General features: G+C 70.2%; 18 protein-coding genes. 9 read left to right on the top strand and 9 right to left on the bottom strand.

The annotated features are described in order from the left end of the window. Window positions 1–16: 16 nt before the first annotated feature. The 4 genes from FPZ41_RS21315 to FPZ41_RS21295 all read right to left on the bottom strand — a co-directional run bounded on the left by FPZ41_RS21315 (window position 17) and on the right by FPZ41_RS21295 (window position 6,394). A complete protein-coding gene (locus tag FPZ41_RS21315; protein WP_152864913.1) occupies window positions 17–2,767 on the bottom strand; it encodes a bifunctional YncE family protein/alkaline phosphatase family protein in 2,751 nt (916 codons plus the stop codon). A 6-nt stretch (window positions 2,768–2,773) separates the two neighbouring features. Next, complete coding sequence (locus FPZ41_RS21310) at window positions 2,774–4,150, bottom strand: ABC transporter permease (RefSeq protein WP_152864911.1); 1,377 nt, start codon at window positions 4,148–4,150, stop codon at window positions 2,774–2,776. Beyond that, a complete protein-coding gene (locus tag FPZ41_RS21305; protein WP_152864909.1) occupies window positions 4,147–5,088 on the bottom strand; it encodes an ABC transporter ATP-binding protein in 942 nt (313 codons plus the stop codon). Before FPZ41_RS21305 ends, FPZ41_RS21310 begins: the two co-directional genes overlap by 4 nt. A 649-nt stretch (window positions 5,089–5,737) precedes the next feature. Then, window positions 5,738–6,394, bottom strand: a complete 657-nt coding sequence (locus tag FPZ41_RS21295) for a pirin family protein (RefSeq protein WP_152864907.1) — start codon at window positions 6,392–6,394, stop codon at window positions 5,738–5,740. Window positions 6,395–6,457: 63 nt separating this feature from the next. Here FPZ41_RS21295 and FPZ41_RS21290 point away from each other — a divergent pair, with 63 nt between their 5' ends. From FPZ41_RS21290 to FPZ41_RS21270, 5 genes are all read left to right on the top strand, one after another. Next, window positions 6,458–7,660: a PucR family transcriptional regulator gene (locus FPZ41_RS21290; RefSeq protein WP_322620527.1), complete on the top strand. Its 1,203-nt coding sequence runs from the start codon at window positions 6,458–6,460 to the stop codon at window positions 7,658–7,660. Between the two features lie 89 nt (window positions 7,661–7,749). Next, entirely contained in the window at window positions 7,750–8,712 is a 963-nt protein-coding gene (locus tag FPZ41_RS21285) for an ACP S-malonyltransferase (protein ID WP_322620526.1), read from the top strand. Between the two features lie 19 nt (window positions 8,713–8,731). After that, window positions 8,732–9,763: a ketoacyl-ACP synthase III gene (locus FPZ41_RS21280; RefSeq protein WP_152864905.1), complete on the top strand. Its 1,032-nt coding sequence runs from the start codon at window positions 8,732–8,734 to the stop codon at window positions 9,761–9,763. A gap of 101 nt (window positions 9,764–9,864) precedes the next feature. Then, window positions 9,865–10,113, top strand: a complete 249-nt coding sequence (locus FPZ41_RS21275; protein WP_045557916.1) for an acyl carrier protein — start codon at window positions 9,865–9,867, stop codon at window positions 10,111–10,113. 117 nt (window positions 10,114–10,230) lie between these two features. Continuing rightward, a complete protein-coding gene (locus FPZ41_RS21270) occupies window positions 10,231–11,505 on the top strand; it encodes a beta-ketoacyl-[acyl-carrier-protein] synthase family protein (RefSeq protein ID WP_322620525.1) in 1,275 nt (424 codons plus the stop codon). Window positions 11,506–11,591: 86 nt separating this feature from the next. On the opposite strand, the gene FPZ41_RS21265 is transcribed toward FPZ41_RS21270, so the two are convergent. Continuing rightward, window positions 11,592–12,086, bottom strand: coding sequence for a DUF3145 domain-containing protein (locus FPZ41_RS21265; protein WP_131563376.1), 495 nt, complete (start codon window positions 12,084–12,086; stop codon window positions 11,592–11,594). 498 nt (window positions 12,087–12,584) lie between these two features. On the opposite strand from FPZ41_RS21265, the gene FPZ41_RS21260 reads away from it, so the two are divergent. Then, a complete protein-coding gene (locus tag FPZ41_RS21260) occupies window positions 12,585–13,481 on the top strand; it encodes an SGNH/GDSL hydrolase family protein (RefSeq protein ID WP_152864901.1) in 897 nt (298 codons plus the stop codon). Window positions 13,482–13,519: 38 nt separating this feature from the next. Here the strand turns inward: FPZ41_RS21260 and FPZ41_RS21255 are convergent, their stop codons facing one another. Next, complete coding sequence (locus FPZ41_RS21255; protein WP_152864899.1) at window positions 13,520–15,967, bottom strand: beta-glucosidase; 2,448 nt, start codon at window positions 15,965–15,967, stop codon at window positions 13,520–13,522. Window positions 15,968–16,105: 138 nt separating this feature from the next. On the opposite strand from FPZ41_RS21255, the gene FPZ41_RS21250 reads away from it, so the two are divergent. Then, window positions 16,106–16,690, top strand: coding sequence for a TetR/AcrR family transcriptional regulator (locus FPZ41_RS21250; RefSeq protein WP_322620524.1), 585 nt, complete (start codon window positions 16,106–16,108; stop codon window positions 16,688–16,690). Between the two features lie 147 nt (window positions 16,691–16,837). Next, on the top strand, window positions 16,838–18,160 hold the full coding sequence (locus tag FPZ41_RS21245) for a pyroglutamyl-peptidase I family protein (protein WP_152864894.1): 1,323 nt from the start codon (window positions 16,838–16,840) through the stop codon (window positions 18,158–18,160). Here the strand turns inward: FPZ41_RS21245 and FPZ41_RS21240 are convergent. Both FPZ41_RS21240 and FPZ41_RS21235 read right to left on the bottom strand, forming a co-directional pair. Further along, a complete protein-coding gene (locus FPZ41_RS21240; RefSeq protein WP_152864892.1) occupies window positions 18,136–18,942 on the bottom strand; it encodes an EI24 domain-containing protein in 807 nt (268 codons plus the stop codon). The genes FPZ41_RS21245 and FPZ41_RS21240 overlap by 25 nt on opposite strands. A gap of 141 nt (window positions 18,943–19,083) precedes the next feature. Next, on the bottom strand, window positions 19,084–19,521 hold the full coding sequence (locus tag FPZ41_RS21235) for a MarR family winged helix-turn-helix transcriptional regulator (RefSeq protein WP_131563381.1): 438 nt from the start codon (window positions 19,519–19,521) through the stop codon (window positions 19,084–19,086). Between the two features lie 143 nt (window positions 19,522–19,664). On the opposite strand from FPZ41_RS21235, the gene FPZ41_RS21230 reads away from it, so the two are divergent. Next, on the top strand, window positions 19,665–20,687 hold the full coding sequence (locus FPZ41_RS21230) for an NADP-dependent oxidoreductase (protein WP_152864890.1): 1,023 nt from the start codon (window positions 19,665–19,667) through the stop codon (window positions 20,685–20,687). Window positions 20,688–20,837: 150 nt separating this feature from the next. On the opposite strand, the gene FPZ41_RS21225 is transcribed toward FPZ41_RS21230, so the two are convergent. Continuing rightward, on the bottom strand, window positions 20,838–23,401 hold a 2,564-nt coding region (locus tag FPZ41_RS21225), incomplete at its 5' end, for a M14 family zinc carboxypeptidase (protein ID WP_407698800.1).

Raw genomic sequence — 23,401 nt, 5'->3', positions numbered from 1 at the left:
GGCGCGTGAGCCTGTGTCAGCCGTCGTTCTCCGCCGACGGTATGGCGGCGCCCGGCACGTCCTGCGGAGCGTAGATCTTCTTCTCACCCGGGTACGGCTTCGCCCAGTTGTGGGTCTCGTACCACGTGAGGTGGTTCATCTGGGCGGGGGGAGCGTAGTCCGGAACGGCGTTGGGACCGGTCAGCCGCTGCTTCGGCTTCCACTGGTCCCACTGGGCGGCGATGTCCTTCATGTCCTCCGGCACCGAGGGCGACGGCACGGCCGCTGCCTTCAGGTCCTGCGCCGCGGGGGTGTCCAGACCACAGGAGGGCGCGGTCTTCACACCGGCGGTCAGCGAGGTCCGGTTGGGCAGCACCTTGAACGGTGTGTAGTCCGGGCTCTGGGTGAACGCCGAGGCCATCGGGGTGGCCGCGGTGTCCTTCTGGTTCATCGGCTGGACCCCGAGGATCTGCTCGATGGTCCGCATCATGGTGATCTGGGAGTAGTAGTGGCTGTCCACCGTGGAGTGCTTGGCCCAGGGGCTGATGATCTGGACCGGGGCACGGTGGCCGTCGACGTGGTCGAGACCCGCCTGGGAGTCGTCCTCGACGACGAAGATCGCCGAATCCTTCCAGTACTTGCTGTGCGAGATCTCGTCGACGATCTGGCCCACGGCGAGGTCGTTGTCCGCGACCTGGGAGGCAGCGCTCACCGGGCCACCGGTGTGGTCGCTGGAGAGCCAGAACATGTTCAGGTTCGCCGGTCCGTTCTTCTCGAAGTCCTTCTTCCAGATCTGTGCCCGGTAGACGTCCGGGACGCTGGTGTCGAACTTCGGGAAGCCGTGCACCGACACGTCGTTGAGCGACGGGATCGGCGAGGTCGAGTTCAGCGGGTAGGCGGTGTCCTGACCGGTCGCCGCCATGTTCTTGCTGTCGCAGTACAGGTTCTGCCAGCTGGCGCCCGACGGCTTGGTCAGGAACTGCTGGAACTCACCGAAGTTCCGGACGGACTTGCCGGCCGCCTGCGCACCGGTCCAGATGAAGCCGGTCTTCTGGTGGCCGAGGGCGTCGTCCTCGGTGTCGTAGCTGCGGGCGTACTCACCGGCCGATGACTCGGTGTACTCCGGGTCGTCGGCCTGCATCAGCCAGTTGTGGCCCTCGGCGGAGTTGGTGCCGATGTCGTACGTGTTGTCGTACAGGCCGAACTGCTTGGCCAGGGCGTGCTGGTTCGGCGTCACATTGTCACCGAACTCGGTCAGCGACGGGTCGCCGTTGCCCTGCGGCATGTCACCGAAGACCTGGTCGTAGGTCCGGTTCTCCTTGACGAGCAGGAAGACGTGCTTGATCGTCGAGGGGTCGCCGAGCTTGACCGGGACCGGCACCGGCTTGGCCGGTGAGCCGTCGGACTTCTTGAGCGACTCGCCGTTCCAGCCGTTCTGCTTGAAGACCTTGCCGGTGTAGGACTTGATCACGCTGTCGTCGGGCAGCGTGAACTTCTGCACGCTCGACGTCGTGTCGTGGGTGCCGCGACCGCCGGTGGCCTTACGGCGGGCGTCGATGCCACGGGTGTTGGAGACGTACACCTCGTTGCCGGAGGTGGTGATCTCCGAGGGGAAGTAGTCCGTGGGGAGCAGGCCGACGTAGCTGACCGGCTCCTGCGCGGAGGTGTACTTGTAGACGGCGACGGCGTTGGCGCGGCCGAGGGTCACCAGCAGGTGACCGTCGTCGGTGAGGGTCACCGCGTCGGGCTCGTAGCCCACCTGGGCCTTGGCCCACGGCTGGGTGGAGATGGTCTGGACGACCTCGTCCTTCGCCGTGTCGATGACCGAGACGTTGTTGTCGGCGGTGTTGGTGACGAACACCACGCCGTTCTTGGCGTACACGGCGGTCGGGTGCAGACCGACGTCGATGCCGGCGACCGCGGCGTCCTGGTTCGCCAGGTCGATGACGCTGACCGTGCCGCTGGTGGTGGCAGCGGTCTTCTGGTCGGCGAGTACCTGCGTGCCGTACGAGTTGATCGTGGGCTCGCCGGGCTTGGCCGGGCGACCGCCCTCGTTGCTCACGTAGAGCTTGTCGCCGACGACGACCATGCCGCGCGGGGCGTTGCCCACGTTCCAGCTCTGCTTGATGGTCCCGGTCGCGGCGTCGATGGCGACGACCCGGTTCTGGCCGTTGACCGCGGAGTACACGGTATTGCCGTCGGCCGAGAACGTCGCCGCGCCCACCAGGGCGTGCTTGGACCCCTGCGCCGGGATGCTGACGGTCCTCGGGCCGGCGACGCTGCCGTTCGCGTTCACGGTGAACACGGTGTAGCCGTCCGGCTGGCCCAGCCACAGCTGCTTGCCGTCGGGCGAGTACGTCGGGCCTTCCTGGCCCACGTTGTTGCTGCCGATGCGGGGGTTCGACGACGCGGCCTTGCTGACGAGCTGCTGCGTCTCCCAGTTCTTCAGGTCCACGATGGCCAGGGCCGCGCCACCGTCGGTGACCGAGGCGGCCATGTGCGTGCCGTCCGGGCTGACCGAGGACGACATGATCTTGCCCTGGTTGATGACAAGACGGTCGCCGTACGGGGCGATGTACTGGTCGCTGGAGACGACCTGGCCGTCCTCGGTGACCTGGCCTACCTGGTCCGTGTCGAACTGATGGGTCTGCGCGAGCGCCGTGCCGGCGGCCACGAGGGCGACAGCGGTGGTGCCCGCCGTCAACAGCGGCATCCGGCGGCCGATGCGTCTGGCGATGAGGTTGATCCGCGCTTCCTCGACGAGCTTGCGGCGGCGAGTTACCTGCATGGAGTGCTATCCCTTCGGGGTGGTGTCGAGCAGTTCGACGTTGCCGTCGAACTGCCACAGCGGGTTCGGTGCGTCCCCGTCGGGGGTCCGCACCAGGAAGTAGCCGTTCACTTCCTTCGGTCCATCGCCATCGGCCATGAACCGCCCGTCCGGAGTGACGTCGAGTTGGTAGATGGCCTGTCCTGTGGCCTCGACGCCGGGAAGATGCCAGGTCACGACGCAGCGCCAGTCGTTGCCCGGGCCCTCCGCTGCGACCCTGGTGCTGCCCTTGTTGCACGACGCCGTGGCCTTCAACTGGGCCTCGGTGACGGCGGGCCGGTTGAGTTGGCCGGTCTGGATCCGGTACAGGTGCGCGAACGCCGTGGCGAGCGAGCGCTGCACCTTGTCCTGCTCGATCCCGGAGCCCGTCGCCGAGGTCGTCGCGGCGACAACCGCGAACGACGCGGCGGCCACCCCGACGAGCGGTAGGACTCCGACGGTGATCGCGCGGCGGCCCGAACCGTCGTGGGTCAGGTTGGTGAAGTCGCGCCGTACGAAGAGCACATACGCCAGCGCCGTCGCGACCACGGCCCACACGAGGCTGACACCGATGCCGATCAGCAGCGGGCCGAGTTGCCGGGGGCTGGTGAACAGGCCGTTCCAGGAGATGAAGGCGTAGCTCGGAAGGGCGACGCGCACGGCCACAGGAAGCGGCAGCATCTGGGCGACCGCCATCGCGAGCGAGACGAACACGGGCACCAGCAGCCCCATCGGGGACCGTCCCAGCGTGACCGATCCGAGGAGGCCGAGTGCGGCGAGCGCCAAGGTCGGAGCGAGGACGCAGACCCAGGCGAGCACGACCGGGACGGCGGCGTCCGACGGTGCCAGGAGATGGCCGTCGAGACCGACCAGCGGCTGGTTGCCGACCACGAGGAGGCCGCCGACGGTGCTGGAGACCGCGAGCCCGGCCACGAGCAGCAGCAGGACGGTGAGACTGGCCACCGCCTTCGCCACGAAGATCCGCCGGGGCGAGCGGACCGCCATGAGCAGATGGCGCCAGGTGCCGAGCCGGTCCTCGGAGGCGAACACGTCACCGGCCACGACCGAGGTCAGCAGCGGGAGCGCCCAGGTCCCCGCGAAACCGAGCATCACCAGCGGCCCGGCCCACCCGGAGGCGAGCATCCAGCGCCCGAAGAGGGTGTCGACAGGAAGTGTGCTCTGCCGGCTCACCCCGGCGACGAAGAGGGCGGGAGCGATCCAGCAGGCGAGGACCAGCAGGCGGATTCGCCACTGGGAGACCAGCTTGACGAGCTCGAAGCGGCAGGCGCGGGTGACGGGGACGCGACGGCCCTCGGTCACCTGCTCGTGTTCCTGTTCCCCGCTCCGGGTGAGGGTCGTGGTCATCTGCCCGCCTCCTGCTGCTCGGTGAGGGCCAGAAACGCGGCTTCGAGTGGCGAGACCACGGGAGTGAGCTCGCGCGGCGCGACGCCCTTCTCCACGAGCCGCACCACGAGTTGGTCGAGGGCGGGCACCAGGGCGCGTACGACGAGCAGTTCGGCGTCCTGCCGTGTCCCGGCGTCGTCGATGACCTGGATCCCCGGCGCGTCGTCCGCCAGCCGGCGCGCGGCCTGCGGGTCGGAGGTGAGCAGCCGGTAGTCGAGTTCACGGTTCTCGGTGGCCAACTCGCTCAGCGGGCCGGAGAAGACGACGCGCCCGGCGGCGAGGATGGTCACCTCGGAGCACAGCGCCTCGAGGTCGTCCATGTTGTGGCTGGAGAGCACGACGGCGGTTCCGTCGGCCGCGAGCCGGTTGAGGACACCGTGCACGTGCTTCTTGCCCGCCGGGTCGAGGCCGTTGGACGGTTCGTCGAGCACGAGCAGCCGGGGCTTGGTCAGCAGGGCGGCGGCAAGCCCGAGCCGCTGGCGCATGCCGAGGGAGAAGCCGCGGGTACGGTCGTCGGCGACGTCGGTGAGACCGACCTCGGCGAGGACGTTGTCGATCCCCGCCGTGCGCGCGTCGTGGCTGCGGAGCGCGGCCAGCGCGGCGAGGTTCTGCCGTGGGGTGAGCGAGGGGTAGAGAGCGGGGCCGTCCACGAAGCCGGCGACACCGTGGGGAGCGTCGAGTGTCCGCTCGACCGGTGTACCGAGGACCTCCAGGCGACCGCCGTCGGCCACCGCGAGCCCCAGCAGAAGGCCGAGCAACGTCGTCTTTCCGGCGCCGTTCGGTCCGACCAGGCCATGGATCTGACCCTGCGTTACATCGAGATCGATGCCGTCCAGGGCGACGACATTGCCGAAACTCTTCGTGATACCGCGAGCCCGGATTGCGCGGAGTTCTTCCATGGGTCCCTTCCTTCAAATGCCTCAAGGACCCTATGGATTGATCATGCTGCTCACGGGGATGGAGAGTTGAATCTATGCAGAACACGAAACGACTTGGCATTCTCGACGTCGCCGCCGAGCTGAAACTTCCGCGTTCCGGCCAGAATATTTGCCATTACTTGGGCAAAGTCAGGTGCTTTCATTAATGAGTTGCAAGGGTGAATGTCGCGATGAATGCCAACTGGGCACGGAGCGGAACTGAGCTGCGCCCTCACTGCGGGCCGTGGTCTCCTCCGCGGCCCGCGGCCCACCGAAGCCTTGGTCTACGAGCGCCCGACGACGACCTGAACGTCATCCCCCTGCCCGCTGGCGGTCAGGCGCCGCCAGGTAAGGCCGAGGGGCAGCGCGGTCACCGGCAAGATGGCGCAGCCGGGAAGAGCGTGGCGAGGGCGGTCTCTGTACCGACGCTGTGGAACACCTGGATCCATGCGGTCATCGAATGCGGAAATGCTCGGATCGCCTTCGGCACGTTTTATATAGGTGTACTTCTATCTTCAGGCGACAGGCCGCGCTGGCGGAGTGCCGCACCCGTGCGTTGCGTCGGCCCCGGAGGGGCCCCGGCACCGCGAACGGCGGCACGGGCCGCCGGTGAGTACACCCTCACACTCGCTCACCCGGCGGCCATCTCCCAGATCAGCAACTCCGCCGCCGTAACCGCGAACGCGTCCATCTCCTCCGCGTCCGCGATCCGGGCGGCGTCCCCGGCCGCCAGCTCCGCGCCGTCCAGTCGCACCTCACCCCGCACCACATGCACATACAGGAACGCCGCGTCCGGAACCGCCGTACGTTCGCCCCCGGCCAACCGCCGCACGTGCAGCATCGCACCGGCCTCCGGAACCGCGTACGGCGTGGAGTCGGCGATGCCGCGGACGATCTCGTACGCGGGCTCGCCGCCGGGCTCCAGCGGCGCCAGCCACATCTGGACGAACGTCAACGGAACGTCCCCGTCGTTGCGCTCCACATGCCGCACCCCGCCCGCCGAGCTCAGCCGCTGCACGTCCCCGGGTCGTACGACCGTCTCGTGGCCGGCGGAGTCACGGTGCGTCAGCTCGCCCTCCACCACCCACGTCACGATCTCCGTGTGGCTGTGCGGATGCTCGTCGAAACCGGCACCGGGCGCGAGCCGTTCCTCGTTGCAGCCGAGCAGCGGACCGAAGCGGAGGTTGTCCGGGTCGTAGTGCGGGCCGAAGGAGAAGGCATGGAAAGAAATGATTCCAGCGGCGAGGTCCCCACCGCTGTAGCGCTCACCGGCGCGCCGTACATCCATCACATACTCCACGGTAGCGACCCACCGCCTCACCCCGGCGTCCTGATAAGGCAGTCTTGTCCCGTGCCCGATGCCAGTAATTCCTCGCCCCACGACGCCCCTCCCATCCACCCGCACGCCGGAACGCTGAAGCGGCTGGAGAAGTCGTCCGGAAGTCTCGCAGCCCAGGCCATCGCGCGCATGGACGAGACGCTGCCGTGGTACCGGGCGATGCCCCCGGAGAACCGGTCGTGGATCGGGCTGGTCGCCCAGGCCGGTATCGCCGCCTTCACCGAGTGGTTCCGGCATCCGGATGCCCCGCAGGCCATCTCCACCGATGTCTTCGGGACCGCTCCGCGCGAGCTGACCCGGGCCATCACCCTGCGGCAGACCGTCGAGATGGTGCGGACCACCATCGAGGTGATGGAGAGCGCCATCGACGAGGTGGCCGCTCCCGGCGACGAGTCCGTGCTGCGCGAGGCGCTCCTCGTGTACGCGCGCGAGATCGCCTTCGCCACCGCCCAGGTGTACGCCCAGGCCGCCGAGGCGCGCGGCGCGTGGGACGCCCGGCTGGAGTCGCTCGTCGTGAACGCCGTGCTGTCGGGCGAGGCCGACGAAGGAGCCGTGTCGCGAGCCGCCGCGCTCGGCTGGAACGCGCCCGCCAACGTGTGCGTGGTCCTCGGGACCGCCCCCGACGGTGACAGTGAGCTGACCGTCGAGGCGATCCGGCGCGCGGCCCGGCACGCCAAGCTGCAGGTGCTCACGGGAGTTCTCGGCGACCGGCTGGTCGTCATCGCCGGTGGCAGCAGTGATCCGCTGCAGGTGGCCAAGTCGCTGATCGGTCCGTATGCCGCGGGCCCCGTGGTGGCCGGGCCGATCGTGCCCGATCTGCTGGCCGCCACCCGGTCCGCGCAGGCCGCCGCGGCCGGGCTCAAGGCGTGTTCCGCCTGGCAGGACGCGCCCCGGCCCGTGCTGGCGGACGATCTGCTTCCGGAGCGCGCGATCGCCGGGGATCCGAGCGCTCGCGAGCAGTTGGTGGAGGAGATCTACAGACCACTGGAGGAGGCCGGTTCGGCGCTCCTGGAGACCCTCAGTGTGTATCTGGAGCAGGCGTCAAGTCTGGAGGGGGCCGCACGGATGCTTTTCGTTCACCCCAACACCGTGCGCTACCGGCTTCGACGTGTGACTGACGTCACCGGATGGTCACCGTCTGATGTACGCTCCGCGTTCACCCTACGCATCGCACTGATCCTGGGGCGCCTGGTCGACGGGGACCCCCCGGCCTAGGGTTTTGTCGAGGGCCCACAAAACGCTCTCGTGTTCTTCGTCCCTGTCCCCACGGGCGGCCCCGGCCGTCCCCAAGAGAGAGTGTGAGAGTGCTCGTACTCGTCGCTCCCGGCCAGGGCGCCCAGACGCCCGGCTTCCTGACCCCCTGGCTCGAACTGCCCGGCGCCGCCGACCGAATCGGCATGTGGTCGGACGCCATCGGGCTGGACCTCGCCCACTACGGCACCCAGGCCGATGCGGATGCCATCCGTGACACCGCCGTGGCCCAGCCGCTGCTGGTCGCGGCCGGCATCCTGTCCGCCGCGGCACTGAGTACGGCATCATCTGCCGCTGCCGCGGCGGGCACGCCCGACGCGGTCGCCGGCCACAGCGTCGGCGAGATCACCGCGGCCGCGTTCGCGGGCGTCCTCGACGACACCGCCGCCCTGACCCTCGTACGCAAGCGGGGTCTGGCCATGGCCGAGGCCGCCGCGATCACCGAGACCGGCATGTCCGCGCTGCTCGGCGGCGACCCCGAGACGACGGTCCCGCACCTGGAGAAGCTGGGCCTGACCCCGGCGAACGTGAACGGCGCGGGACAGATCGTGGCCGCCGGCACCCTGGAGCAGCTCGCCGCGCTGGAGGCGGACAAGCCGGAGGGTGTGCGCCGGGTCGTTCCCCTCAAGGTCGCGGGGGCCTTCCACACGCACCACATGGCACCCGCGGTCGACGCGCTCGCCAAGGCCGCCGAGGCCCTGACGCCGGCCGAGCCCAAGGTCGCCTACGTGTCGAACAAGGACGGGCAGACCGTCGCCACCGGCGCCGAGGTGCTGTCCCGTCTGGTCGGCCAGGTCGCCAACCCGGTGCGCTGGGACCTGTGCATGGAGACGTTCAAGGAGCTGGGCGTGACCGCGCTCGTCGAGGTGTGCCCTGGCGGCACGCTCACCGGTCTCGCCAAGCGTGGGCTGCCCGGCGTGCGGACGCTGGCGCTGAAGACCCCAGACGACCTAGACGCTGCTCGCGAGCTCATCGCGGAGGCGTCGACATCTGCCGCTGCCGCGGCGGGTGCCTGAGCAAGGAGCCCTCAGAGCAATGTCGAAGATCAAGACACGCAAGGGCGCACCCTACGCACGCATCCTCGGTGTCGGCGGCTACCGTCCGGTCCGGGTGGTGCCCAATGAGGTGATCCTGGAGACGATCGACTCGTCCGACGAATGGATCCGTTCGCGTTCCGGCATCGAGACCCGGCACTGGGCGAGCGACGAGGAGACCGTCGCCGCGATGTCGGTCGAGGCGTCCGGCAAGGCCATCGCCGACGCGGGGATCAGGGCCGAGCAGATCGGCGCCGTGGTCGTCTCGACCGTCTCGCACTTCAGCCAGACCCCGGCCGTCGCCACGGAGATCGCCGACAAGCTGGGCACGAACAAGGCCGCGGCCTTCGACATCTCGGCGGGCTGCGCGGGCTTCGGGTACGCGCTCACGCTCGCCAAGGGGATGGTCGTCGATGGCTCGGCAGAGTACGTACTTGTCGTCGGTGTCGAGCGGCTGTCCGACCTGACCGACCTGGAGGACCGGGCCACGGCCTTCCTGTTCGGTGACGGCGCGGGGGCCGTGATCGTCGGCCCCTCCGAGGAACCGCACATCGGCCCGACCGTGTGGGGCTCCGAGGGCGACAAGTCCGACACGATCAAGCAGACGGTGCCGTGGAACGAATTCAGGCTCGGCGACGTCTCCAAGCTCCCGCTGGACAGCAAGGGCAACGTCAAGTTCCCCGCGATCACGCAGGAGGGCCAGGCGGTGTTCCGCTGGGCCGTGTTCGAGATGGCGAAGGTCGCCCAGCAGGCGCTGGACGCGGCCGGGATCACCCCGGACGAACTGGATGTCTTCATCCCGCACCAGGCCAATGTGCGGATCATCGACTCGATGGTGAAGACCCTCAAACTGCCGGAGCATGTCACGGTCGCCCGTGACATCCGCACCACCGGCAACACCTCGGCCGCCTCGATCCCGCTCGCGATGGAGCGGCTCCTGGCGACCGGCGAGGCGAAGAGCGGCGACACCGCGCTCGTCATCGGCTTCGGGGCGGGTCTCGTGTACGCCGCGACGGTCGTTACCCTCCCCTAGGCACTCCGTGCCGGATCATGATTCCGGTGCGGGAATGCACCAACCTGCCGCTCACGCGGCGGGGGCCACACCCTCTGGATACCAACGAAGGAGCGCCTGACATGGCCGCCACTCAGGAAGAGATCGTCGCCGGTCTCGCCGACATCGTGAACGAGATCGCCGGCATCCCGGTTGAGGACGTCCAGCTGGACAAGTCCTTCACCGACGACCTGGACGTCGACTCGCTGTCCATGGTCGAGGTCGTCGTCGCCGCCGAAGAGCGCTTCGACGTCAAGATCCCCGACGACGACGTCAAGAACCTCAAGACCGTCGGCGACGCGACCGACTACATCCTCAAGCACCAGGGCTGATCGACCGATCACCCGGGCCGGCCACCCCGTTCCTGATGGAAAGGTCCGTGGGCTGACTGCCCCGCCACCCGGCGGTGGCGCCGCTGAATCCTCGTATCCGTTGGAGAAAGAATTCCCGTGAGCTCGACCAATCGCACCGTGGTCGTCACCGGTATCGGCGCAACCACACCGCTGGGTGGCGACGCGGCCTCTACCTGGGAGGGCCTGATCGCCGGACGTTCCGGCGCCGGCCCGCTGGAGCAGGACTGGGCCGCCGATCAGGCGGTCCGCATCGCCGCGCAGATCGCCGTGGAACCGACCGAGGTCATTCCCCGGCCGCAGGCCCGCCGTCTGGACCGCTCGGCGCAGTTCGCGCTGATCGCGGCCCAGGAGGCATGGGCGGACGCCGGTTTCACCGAGAAGGCCGGCGCCGAGGGCTCGGACGTCGACCCCGACCGGCTGGGCACGGTCATCGCCTCCGGCATCGGCGGCGTCACGACCCTGCTCGACCAGTACGACGTGCTGAAGGACAAGGGCGTCCGCCGTGTCTCTCCGCACACCGTGCCGATGCTGATGCCGAACAGCCCGTCCGCCAACGTGGGTCTGCTCGTCGGCGCCCGCGCCGGTGTGCACACCCCGGTCTCGGCCTGCGCGTCGGGTGCCGAGGCCATCGGCTACGCCATTGAGATGATTCGCTCCGGCCGCGCCGACATCGTCGTCGCCGGCGGTACCGAGGCGGCCATCCACCCGCTGCCGATCGCCGCGTTCGGCAACATGATGGCGATGTCCAAGAACAACGACGACCCGCAGGGCGCCTCGCGTCCCTACGACGTCGCCCGCGACGGCTTCCTCCTCGGTGAGGGCGCCGGCGTGATCGTCCTGGAGTCCGCCGAGCACGCCGCCAGGCGCGGTGCGCGGGTGTACGCCGAGGCGGTCGGCCAGGGCATCTCCGCGGACAGTCACGACATCGTGCAGCCCGAGCCGGAGGGGCGCGGCATCGCCCACGCCCTGCAGAACCTGCTCGACAACAACGACCTGGACCCGGCCGAGATCGTGCACGTCAACGCGCACGCGACCTCGACGCCGGCCGGTGACGTGGCCGAACTGAAGGCCCTGCGCAAGGTCTTCGGCGACGACACGGACCACTTCGCGGTCTCCGCCACGAAGTCCATGACCGGGCATCTGCTGGGCGGCGCGGGTGGCGTGGAGTCCGTGGCCACGATCCTCGCGCTGTACCACCGGGTGGCTCCGCCGACGATCAACCTGGAGAACCTCGACCCCGAGGCCGAGGCCAACGCGGACATCGTGCGCGGGGAGGCCCGGAAGCTGCCCGTCGAGGGGCGGATCGCGGCGCTGAACGACTCGTTCGGGTTCGGCGGGCACAACGTGGTGCTGGCCTTCCGCACGATCTGAGCAACGCCTGTACGTGTACGAAGGGCGCCCACCGGCCGGTGGGCGCCCTTCGTGCGTGCCGAGCGGAAAGCTCGTCGGAGATTCGGTCAGACCACCTGGTGGAGCCAGCGGACCGGGGCGCCCTCGCCCGCGTACCGGAACGGCTCCAGTTCGTCGTCCCAGGGCTTGCCGAGGAGCTTGGCGAGTTCGGCTTCCAGGTCGGTCTCGCCGTGCTGGGAGCGGGCCAGGGCGGCGCGCAGCCGGTCCTCGGGGATCAGGATGTCGCCGTGGATGCCGGTGACCGCGTGGAAGATGCCCAGGTCGGGGGTGCAGCTGTAGCGCTCGCCCTCGGCGGTCGGGCACGGTTCGGCGGTGACCTCGAAGCGCAGCAGGTCCCAGCCGCGCAGCGCGGAGGCGAGCTTGGACGCGGTGCCGACCTGGCCCTGCCAGGAGAACTCGGATCTCCAGGTGCCCGGTGACGCCGGCTGTCTGATCCAGTCGAGGTTCACGCGCGTACCGAGGACGCTCGCGACGGCCCACTCGACGTGCGGGCACAGCGCGCGCGGCGCGGAGTGCACGTACAGAACTCCACGTGTCGTCACCGGGGCCTCCACAGAGCAGGACATCTGTAACTTAGCGGAACGGGAGCGGCGGGGCAGCCACGGGGCGAGGCTATCGTGCGGCGGGGCAAGGAGTGTGACGTACCGTCGGAGCCAACACCGGGAAAAGGCGCAGTTTCACCCGTGGAGACGCGCATTCGACCTCCGATCAGGTGCCCCTCGGCCGGGGGGCCGGAGGTTGCCCCCGGGAAAACACAGCCACCCGTGGAGACGCGCATTCGACCTCCGATCAGGTGGCCCTCGGCCGGGGGTCCGGGGGTTGCCCCCGGGAAAACACAGCCACCCGTGGAGACGCGCATTCGACCTCCGATCAGGTGCCCCTCGGCCGGGGGGCCGGAGGTTGCCCCCGGGAAAGCACAGCCACCCGGTCACTCGAGGGGACGCGTGTAACGGGCCCCACAGTTGCGGGTGCCGCACATGGGAACCTTCGCACGTTGTTATGGGAGGGGGCCATCGCACGACCGACGAGGGGACCGACGCATGCGGCACCGACGCCACCGATCACGGGCGGTTCTCTCCGTCGTGGCGGCGACCCTGCTGGGAGTGACCGCCTGTGACGCCGGCGGTGGCGACGGGCCCGGCCCCTCGGGCACCAAGGCGAAGGCGCAGCCCTCCCCGACGCCCAGCTGGGACCGCACGCCGCGTTCGATCGCTGCCGTCGGGGACTCCATCACCCGAGGGTTCGACGCGTGCTCGGTGCTGTCCGACTGCCCGGAGGTCTCGTGGGCGACCGGCACGGACAGCAAGGTCAAGAGCCTCGCCGTACGGCTTCTGGGCGCGGCCGGAGCCGCCGAGCGCAGCTGGAACTACGCCGTGTCCGGGGCCCGGATGGCCGATCTGCCGGACCAGATGACCGAGGCGGCGGCCAAGCGGCCGGAGTTGGTGACGGTGATGGCCGGGGCGAACGACGCGTGCCGCCCGACCCCCGACGCCATGACGTCCGTCGACGACTTCCGCACCTCCTTCGAGGACGCCATGAGAGCGCTCCGTAAGACCTCGGCCAAGGCCCAGGTGTATGTGGCGAGCGTGCCCGACCTGAAGCGGCTGTGGTCCCAGGGCCGTACCAACCCGCTCGGCAAGCAGGTGTGGAAACTGGGCATCTGCCCGTCGATGCTGGGCGACCCGGATGCCCTGGACGCGGTGGCGACACAGCGGCGCGACACGGTGCAGGACCGCGTGGAGGCGTACAACAAGGTGCTGAAGGACGTGTGCGCGAAGGACCGGTACTGCCGCTTCGACGGGGGCGCCGTCTTCGAGTACCGCTTCGGGACCAAGCAGTTGAGCAAGTGGGACTGGTTCCACCCGAGCAGGAACGGGCAGGCGAGGCTCGCGGAGATGGCGTACCGCAATGTGACGGCCCGTGAGGACCCCTCCTGACCGTCCCTCCCTGACCGCCCGTCCCTGACCGTCCCCCTTCACACCGTGACGGTCGCCGTGACGCGCGGATCGGCGATCGACCGGCCGGCCTGGATCTCGTAAGAACCTGCGACATGGGTCCATGAGTTGGTGCTCTCGTCCCAGATCTCGAAGGCCCGGCGAGGTAGTTCGACGACCGCCTCTACGGCCTCGCCCGGGGCCGCCTCGACCGTCGTGAAACCCGCCAGCCAGCGGGCCGGGCGGTCGGCGGCGGTCTCGCCTCCGACCGCGGCGAGGTAGAGCTGGATGGTCTCCCGGCCGGGGCGGGTGCCGGTGTTGCGGACGCGGATCGTCACCGTCGTGCCGGTGGTCTCGATGGCGTCGTACGTCCAGTCGGTGTAGCCGAGGCCGTGGCCGAAGGGGTAGGACGGGGTCCTGCCCTCCTTCTCCCAGGATCGGTAGCCGATGAACACGTCCTCGGTGTAGGGGAGTTCGCCGTTCGTGGGGACGACCTGGGTGACCGGGGCGTCCGGGAGCGAGCCCCAGGTGGTGGGCAGGCGTCCGCCGGGTTCATGGGTGCCCGTGAGGACGTCGGCGAGGGCGGCTCCGCCCTCCTGGCCGGGGAACCAGGTGAGGAGGACGGCGGCCACGTCGTCGCGCCAGGGGAGCTCCACGGGGGAGCCGGAGTTGACCACCACGACCGTGTTCGGGTTGGCGGCGGAGACCGCGCGGACCAGGTCGTCCTGGCGGCCGGGGAGTCCGAGGTCCTTGCGGTCGAAGCCCTCGGACTCGACGCGGTCGGTGGTGGCGACGACGACCACGGCGGTGTCGGCGGCGCGGGCCGCCTCGACGGCGTGTGCGATCAGCTCGTCGGGGTCGCGCTGCGGCTCCTGGTGGCAGAGCGAGAAGCCGACGACCTTCAGGGGGGCGTCTTGGGGGAACTGGACGACCTGGGTCAGGGAGACCTCGACCGTCTCGCCCGCGGTCAGTTCGGCCTGGGCGCGGGGTACGGGGGCGGCGAAGAACGCCGCGAAGGGGTCGTCCTTCTCGGGGCGCTGGACGTCGTCGTAGTGCGTGGTGCCGTCGATGGTGAGCGTGAAGGCGCCCAGGCCCTTGATGCCGAAGGTGTGCTGCCCGCTCTCGCGCGGGGTGAACGTGCCGGTCAGCTCGACGGTGTGCAGACGGTCGTGGGTGACGCCGTCGGGGAGGTCCGAACCCATCCACTGGATCTGGCCGCCCGGGGCCGAGCCCGTGCCGATGACCGTGCCGTCGGCGTCGCGGCAGACCGCCCGGAGGTGGAATCCCCTGTCGGCCGCGGAGAGTTCCTCGTTCGGGTCGGCGCCGACGGCGTAGGTGAGGGTGCCTTCGGGGAGGGCGGCGGTGAGGCCGTCGAGCGGGGAGACGATCCGGGCGGGGAAGACGAGGGCGGAGCCGCCGCCGAGGACACGGGCGTCGCGGGCGGCGGCGCCGATGAGGGCGACGGAGCCGCCCGGCTTCATGGGCAGGGCCCCGCGTTCGTTGCGTACCAGGACGAAGGAGCGGCGGGCGATCTCGCGGGCCAGGGCCTCGCCGTCGACGGTGGCGGGAAGGTCCGTCACCACGGGCTCGGCGCCCTCCAGGATGCCGACGCGGGCGGCGAGGCGGAGGACCCGCCGCACCGCCTCGTCGACGTCGGCCTCCGTCGCCTCGCCGTCGCGTACGGCTCGGGCCAGGGCCTCGCCGTAGATGGTGTCGGGGCCGGGCATGGCGACGTCGAGGCCGCCCTGGATGGCGTCCGTGGTGGAGCGGGCGGCCATCCAGTCGGAGACGGTGAAGCCGTCGAAGCCCCACTCGCCACGCAGGACCTCGTTCACGAGGTAGCGGTGCTCGGTCATTGTCGTGCCGTTGACCGAGTTGTACGCGAGCATGATGCCCCAGGGGTGGGCGTTCTCGACGATGGCCTCGAAGGGGGCCAGGTAGAGCTCGCGCAGGGCGCGTGCGGAGACCAGGTTGTTCGCGGTGAAGCGGTCGGTCTCGGCGTCGTTGGCGACGAAGTGCTTGACGGTGGTGCCGATGCCGCCGGACTGCACACCGCGCACGAAGCCGGCGCCGATCCGCCCGGTCAGGTACGGGTCCTCGCTGTACGCCTCGAAGTGGCGGCCGCCCAGCGGGGAGCGGTGCAGGTTGACCGTGGGCGCGAGGACGACGTGGACGCTCTTGCGGCGGGCCTCCTGTGCGAGCAGCACCCCTGCCCTGTGGGCGAGTTCGGGGTCCCAGGTGGCGGCGAGCGCGGTCGGGGAGGGCAGCGCGACGGACGGGTCGTCGGCGGTCCAGCGCACACCCCGGACGCCGATCGGGCCGTCGGACATGACCAGGGACGGCAGACCGATCTCGCGGAGCGCGGGCAGCGACCACATGTCCTGTCCGGCGAGCAGCCGTGCCTTCGCGTCGAGGTCGAGTTTCGCGAGGGCCGCCTCGACGGCTGCCTCGCGGGCCGCGTCGGCCGGGGTGGGGTTGGTGCTCGCCATCGCGGCGCCTCCTCGTTGAAGCGGTGAAGTCCGTGCGAGGTGTGTCCTGTTCCGTTCCCCCATCCTGCACCCGTCACCTGTAGACCGGTAGGTCTCGTTATCTTGTCGTTACATAAAGGGGGGTGCGGCCTACTGTGGGTGCCGTACGGTGACGCCATGAGCAGCAGGGCCAGAACGGAGGAGCGGCGCGCCGAGATCGTACGGGCCGCGCTCGAGGTGATCGCCGAACGCGGCTACCGGGGCGCGAGCATGGCCGCCATCGCCGAGCGGGTCGGGCTCACCCAGCAGGGCCTGCTGCACTACTTCCCCACCAAGGACGCACTCCTCGTCGCCGTACTCAAGGAGCGAGACCAGTGGGACGCCGTGCCCGACAGCCAGTGGCGGCTCGATCTGCTGGGCTCGCTCGTCGAGTACAACGCGATGCGGCCCGGCATCGTGCAGACCTTCTCCGCGCTGCTCGGCGAGAGCGTGACCGAGGGCCATCCGACGCGGGAGTTCTTCACCGAGCGGTACGTCAGGGTGCGGGCCACCATGGCGGAGGCGTTGCGGGCCGCGTACGGGGAACGGCTGCCGAGCGGGCTCTCACCGGAGCGGGCCGCTCCCCTGCTGGTGGCCGTGATGGACGGGTTGCAGTACCAGTGGCTGCTGGACCCGGAGTCGGTGGACATGCCGGGGGCGTTCAGGGACTTCCTCGCACTGCTGGGCGAGGCCGACGCGAGCTGAGGGAACGGGCCAAGGGGACGGGCCAAGGGGACGGGCCGAGAGCCCCGGGCAGCCACCTGAGTCGCACGACTGTGCGTGCGCCCCTTCCGTCACGGGCATACTGCCGCCGTCCGGCAGACCCACGGCAACGGAAGGAACCGAACTCCCTTGACCTCCCTGAATGTTCGGATCGGCATACTCGGCTTCGCTCTCCTGGCGGGCCTGGCCGCACCAGCGACCGCCTCGGCGACCGAGACCTCGGCGGCCACCGAGACCTCTGCGGCACCCCCGACCGTCGAGGAGCAACGGCTCGACAGAGCCGCCCCCCAGGAGATCCTGCGGCGCTCCGGATTCGACTCGGTGGCACCGGAGTTCGCGCGGGCCCTCGCCGGGGCGCGCTCGTACGCGCAGGCCGAGCGGATCGTCGCACGTGAGGGGTCACAGCTGTGGCGGCGTGCCGTCGACCGGGCGCAGGGGCGGGGCCCGGCGGTCGGTGATCTGAGCCGGGACGACGACCGGCCGCTGTACTGGGCACGGTTGGGGATGACGCGTGAAGTAAGGGGCTGGGAGCCGGAGTTCGGACTGACCGCGGCGGAGCGGGCCCGGCTGCTGGACAAGCTGGAGCAGAGCTCGCGCGGCCAGAACACCATCCGTTACCCGCACGGCAAGGACATGAAGCGCGTCCTGCTGACGGGCTTCGACCCGTTCACACTGGACCGGGACGTCCGTATCTCGAACCCCTCCGGCGCCACCGCGCTCGCCCTGGACGGCACGGTGATCGAGACCGCGGACGGCCCGGCGCGCGTCGAGACCGCCGTCTTTCCGGTCCGCTGGCAGGACTTCGCCGACGGCATGGTGGAACGGGCGCTGCGCCCGCATCTGCCGCAGGTGGACCTGGTGACGACGGTGAGCCAGGGCCGGGTCGGCCGCATCGACATCGAGCGGACCAACGGGGCCTGGCGCGGCGGCTTCGCCGACAACGAGAACCTCTCGCGGACGGAGACCGTCCCGGTCGCCGACCCGGCCTCCCAACCGCAGTGGACGTCGACGACCCTGCCGTACGCGCGGATCGTGGCCGCGAGCACGGGGCGTTTCCCGGTGTACGACAACACGAGCGTGACCGAGATCCCCGCGGGCGGGACGGGCCCGGTCGTCCGGCCGGGCGGACCGACGCCCGGCTCCACGGCCCGTGCCGGAGGCGGCGGCGACTACCTCTCCAACGAGATCGCGTACCGCGTGACGCTGCTGCGCGACCGGCTGGGTCTGCACGACAGGCTGCCCGCCGGGCATGTGCACACGCCGGTGCTGCAGTTCGGGGCGGGCAACACGGACCCGGCGACGGGGGCGGTGACCGATCCCGAGTTCGTGCGGAACCGGCTGGACATCATCGCGCAGGTGCGGGCGATCGTGACGGTGGCGGTGGAGGCGAAGGACTCCGGTCCCGAGGCGGCGGACTCCAGTCCCGGTCAGGAAGCGGGCGCCGCTTCCTGATCTCCCGCGTCCTCCTGGTCGCGGTCGCCGTCCCGTGTCTCCTCGCCCATCAGGTCGCGGGCCATGAGGGTGGCGCCCGCGACCGCGCCGGGCATCAGGAAGACGGCGACGACCGGGACCAGGAAGGCGATGCCCAGAGGGGTGCCGAAGCCCCAGACCAGCGTCTTGCGGCCACGGAGCAGGGCCAGGCGCTCGCGGAGTTCGACGCGGCGGCGCTGGAGGGCGACGGCGGTGAGCTCCTCGGTGAGGAAGAAGCCGGTGACGAAGAAGCCGATCACCGGGACGACGGTCTGTCCGACGACGGGGAGGAACCCGAGCGCGAAGAGGAGGACGCCCCAGAGGGCGGCGCGTACGACGATACGGAGGCTGTCCCGGGCCGAGATCCACAGGTCCCTGGCGAAGGGCAGGCCGGACTCGGGTGCCGTGCCGTCCGGGGAGACGTCACGGTCGACCTTCTCCGAGAGGCTCTCGTAGAACGGCTGGCCGATGACGAGGGTCATGGCGGTGAAGGTGACGACCGCGAGGAGAAGGCTGAGGCCGAACAGGACGGCGGTCAGGAAGCCGCGGAAGAGGCCCAGCCAGGGGCTGGACCAGTCGTCGGCGAAGGGGGTCGACCAGGCGACGAAGTCGGCGCCCCACAGGGCCAGGGCGATGATCGCCGCCGCGTACAGCACGAGCGTGATCAGCCCGGGCAGCAGCCCGAACCCGTACTGTCTGCCGTGCCGGGCCACCCATCGCTGACCCTGCACCAAGTACGTGAAACCAACCCCGAGATCGCGCATGGGGACAACTCTATCGACGCGGTACCGCCGGTGGTGTGCCGGGAGCCGCCATCGCCACACCGGTGAACGCGAGGACTGTGCGAGGGCGGCGCGGGAGGTATGCCAGGGCTGCGCGGGAGCTGTGCCAGGGCTGCGCGACGACTATGCGCCGAGCATCCGCCGCAGCAGGTCCCGCAGGGACTCCCGTTCCTCGCGGGACAGCCCCGCCAGCGGCTCACGCGCGAAGTCCAGTGACTCCCGGAGCCCCCGGGCCAGCCGGCGGCCCTCCGGTGTCGCGGCGGCCAGCTTCACGCGCCGGTCCTTGGGGTCCGGCCGGCGTTCCACCAGTCCCCGCGCCTCCAGCCGGTCCACTATCCCGGTCACGTTCGACGGCTCGCACCTCAGCTTCTGGGCCAGCCGCCGCATGGGCAGCGGCTCCAGGGACAGCAGGCTCAGCAGCCGGGCCTGGGCTCCCGTCAAGGCGTGCTCGGCGGCGGCCTCCTCGTACTCGTCGTAGTAGCGGGCCACGACCGTGCCGATGAGGTCGACGACCTCCAGGGTCAGCGGGTCGGTGGGTCTGGTCGTCCTGTGCGTGGCCATGGGCTCCAGGCTACCCCGATACTTGACATCATGAAATATTCAGGCGCATGATTGTTTCAGGTAGTGAATTAACCGCACGGTATGAAGCACTCGTACACCGGTAAGAAGCACCCGCACAGACGTCCGTCCGCAGGAAGGTCCCCATGTCCGACACGCCCGCCCTCCCCACCGCCGGCCGCGAATGGCACCTGCTCAGCCGCCCCGTCGGCTGGCCGAAGCCGGAGGACTTCGCACTGGTCGAGGCGGAGGTCCGCCGGCCCGGCCCGGACGAGGTCCTCGTACGGAACAAGTACGTCTCCGTCGACCCGTACATGCGCGGCCGCATGAGCGCCGCCAAGTCGTACGCCGCCCCCTACGAGCTGGGCAAGGTCATGCAGGGCGGCGCCGTGGGCGAGGTGATCGCCTCGAACGTCGACGGCATCGTGCCGGGCGACCACGTACTCCACTTCGGCGCCTGGCGCGAGTACGCCACGGTCGACGCCAAGCAGACCGTCAAGGTCGACCCCGAGGCCGCGCCGCTCAGCACCTACCTCGGCGTGCTGGGGATGACCGGGCTCACCGCCTACGCCGGGCTCCTGCGCACCGCCTCCTTCAAGGAGGGCGACTCCGTCTTCGTCTCCGGCGCCGCCGGTGCGGTCGGCAGCCAGGTCGGTCAGATCGCGAAGCTCAAGGGCGCCTCCCGGGTCATCGGCTCCGCCGGGTCCGACGAGAAGGTGAAGCTGCTCGTCGAGGAGTACGGCTTCGACGCGGCCTTCAACTACAAGAGCGGACCGGTCTCCGAGCAGCTGCGCGAGGCCGCCCCCGACGGCGTCGACGTGTACTTCGACAACGTCGGCGGCGAGCACCTGGAGGCCGCGATCGGCTCCCTCAACCGCGGCGGCCGTATCGCCGTCTGCGGAATGATCTCCGTCTACAACAACACCGAGGCCGCTCCCGGCCCGAAGAACCTCGTCCGGCTGATCCAGACCCGCGGCCGTATCGAGGGCTTCCTCGTCGGCGACCACTACGACCTCCAGCCGCAGTTCGTCCAGGAGGTCGGGCCCTGGGTCCGCTCCGGCGAGCTCAAGTACCGCGAGACGGTCGTCGAGGGGATCGAGAACAACCTGGAGGCGTTCTTCGGGGTCCTGCGCGGCGACAACATCGGCAAGATGATCGTCAAGCTCTGAGCAGGGGTCGGCTCGAGCGGCCGAGGTGGTGAGCGGCCGAGGTGTCCGGGCGGGTGCCCGTGACGCCCGCCCGGCCCCGTTCGTTGCACATGGCAGAGTCCGCACCCTTGGACGTGGGGTGCGGACTCTGCCATGTGTTGGCGCGTGTGGTCAGGACGCGGTCAGCAACGCCCTTCCCACTTGGGCGAACGCGCCCTTCGGATGGTCGCGGAAGAGCGGCTCCGTGCCGAAGAGGACGACGTTCGCCCCGCTGACGACGGATGCCCGGCCCGCCGCCGCTGCCGGGCCGCCCGAGCCGTCCTCCTGGGACCGCCAGTGGCCGGAGACGAGCGGATTCCCGGTCGCGTACGACTGCTCGACGGTGGCCTCCGGGCCGAGATCGGTGAACCAGACGGGCGCGTAGACGAAGCTGTGGTCGGGCGCCCCGGCCGTGACCCGGCCCGAGTTCACCACGCGGACCACGCCGTTGGCGTCCCCGTTACCCTCCACCGCCGTCGCCTTCAGCAGCCCGGTGGCGGTGTTGAGCGCGGCCCCGGTGGCGCCCCGGCCGACGAGACCATGGGTGTCGAGGAAGCCGTCGAGGGCCGTCCGCGCGGCCGTGTCCAGCCGGTCGTACGAGAGTCCCGACGACACGAACAGCACGTCCGCCGCCGACCAGTCGAAGCCGTCGTTGAGGACGGCCGTCGACACCGGGACGACGTCGAAGTTCATCTCCCGCAGCGCGAACAGCTCACCCGGGGTGACGGCCGCCGCGACGCGCACCTGGCTCAGCGGGGTGCCCCCGCGCGTGTTCGTCGCGTCGAAGGCCACGTCGTACGCCGTCGCCAGCGCCTGAGCGCTCCGGCGCGCCGAGGAGGGCACGAGCGCGCTGCCGTCGGCCGCCTGCCGTACCGGAACGCCCTGCCGGAGCAGCGAGTTGAGCGCGGCCATCTCCTGCGGGCCGTCGAGCCGCAGCCGCAGGTCGCCGCGCGGGGCGACGTACCCGACACGCGAGGCGGCCTGAACCGGCCGTGCCGGGACGTCCGCGAGCCGGCCGCTCTTCACCTCGTCCACCGTGGCGCCCCACAGCCGCCCCAGGCTCCACCCGGAGATGTCGTACATCACCGACACCTTGTCGCTGATGTCCCGCCCGTCGGCCAGCAGCACGTTGGCGAGTCCACGCTTGGGCTGGTGCATGTCGACTACGTACGAGCCCTTCGGGTACGGCCGTCCGCCGAGCCGGAAATCGTGGGTCGCGCGCGTGACGCGTATGTCGTTGGCGAGCAGATGGTCGACCAGCCGGGCCGCGGCAGTGGCCGAGCGCTGGCCGCCACCGGCCGGGACGACGTACGCGCGCGGGAACTCGGTGGTGTAGACGTCCTCGGGTCCGATGCCCGGCACGCCCGGGACGGTCTCCTCCGAGACCGGGACCTGGGCGGCGCCTGCGGCTCCACGCCGGAAGACCTCGATCTGGTCGGCGACGAGGGAGGTCCGGTTCTCCCGCGCGAACGCGAGGGTCGCGTTCATGGCCGCCCCCGCGACGTCCACGTTGACGGCGGACCGGCGGCGGAGTTCGGTGACCGGAAGCGAGTCGTACGACGCGTTGTTCACCCGCAACGGGATCTCGATCGTGTGCGCGACGACCGTGCCGTGGAACGCCGCGTACTGCGGTGTGAAGATCGGCGGCCAGTCGTCCCAGCCCTCCTCCTGGTCGCGGAACGGGATCTGGGCGGGTTCCACACCGTCCTTGTCGGGCGTGTAGCCGAGGCCGTTGACGGCGGCCTCCATGCCGAGGGCGTTGGCGTAGGTGTTCTTCAGGAAGAGGTCGTACTCGTAGTTCTCTCCGTGCGGCGGGGTGGTCGGCTCGATCAGCGTGCCGTTGACGTACCCGTGCAGGTCCAGCATCACGGCCGGCTGCTTGTCGATCTCGATCTGCCGGATCGCGCGTGCCTCGGGCTGTGAGGCGGTGACGAGGTCCCGGTTGAGGTCGAAGCCGTTCGAGTTGGCGCGGGTGCCCGCGATACGGCCGTCGGGGTTGGCCGTGATGTTGAAGTAGAGCCGGTTGTGGGCGAGGAGGTCGGTGGTGTCCTTGTCCTTGGCGGTGGCGAGCCGTTCGATCAGCTTGAGGGCGGCGTCCGTGCCCTCCCATTCGTTGCCGTGGATGTTGTTGTTGAAGAAGACGGGCATCTTGTAGGTCTTCTTGACGGCCGGGTCCTTAGCCGCCGTCCGGGGTGCGTTCTCGATGAGTTCGCGCATACGGTCCTGGGCGCGGGACTGCTGGGCGGTCTCCGGGGCGGTGACGGTGACGAGGTAGAGCCGGTGCCCGCCGGCCGACCGTCCGGCGACCTCGACGCTCACCCGGTCGCCGAGCCCTTGCAGGGCGTTCAGCTTCGGGGCGATGGCGTGGTACGGGGTGAGGCCCAGCTTGATGGATTTGTCGGCGGGGTTCTCCGGGTCCGGGGTGAGGACCTGTTCTCGGGGGTAGCCGCGCGTGGCAGCGGTGGCGTTGCCGTTGCCGTTGCCGGACAGATCGGTGACGGGGGCGGTGAGGGCCCGTTCCGTAGTGCTCTCTGAGGCCTTGGCGGCGCCCTGGGTGAGGGCGGAGCGCTCACGGACGGGCGGGGTGTCGTGGTCGTCCGCGCCGGCGGGGAGCGGGGTGAGCAGCAGGGAACCGGCCGCGGTGGCGGCGACGGTCACGGTGGCGATCAGGGCGGTTCTCGGGGTGGGGCGGGGGG

Source organism: Streptomyces acidicola, assembly GCF_009377235.1.
GTDB lineage: Bacteria > Actinomycetota > Actinomycetes > Streptomycetales > Streptomycetaceae > Streptomyces > Streptomyces acidicola.
Note: the sequence above shows the minus strand (reverse complement) of the source record. Positions and strands in the feature narration are given on the sequence as shown.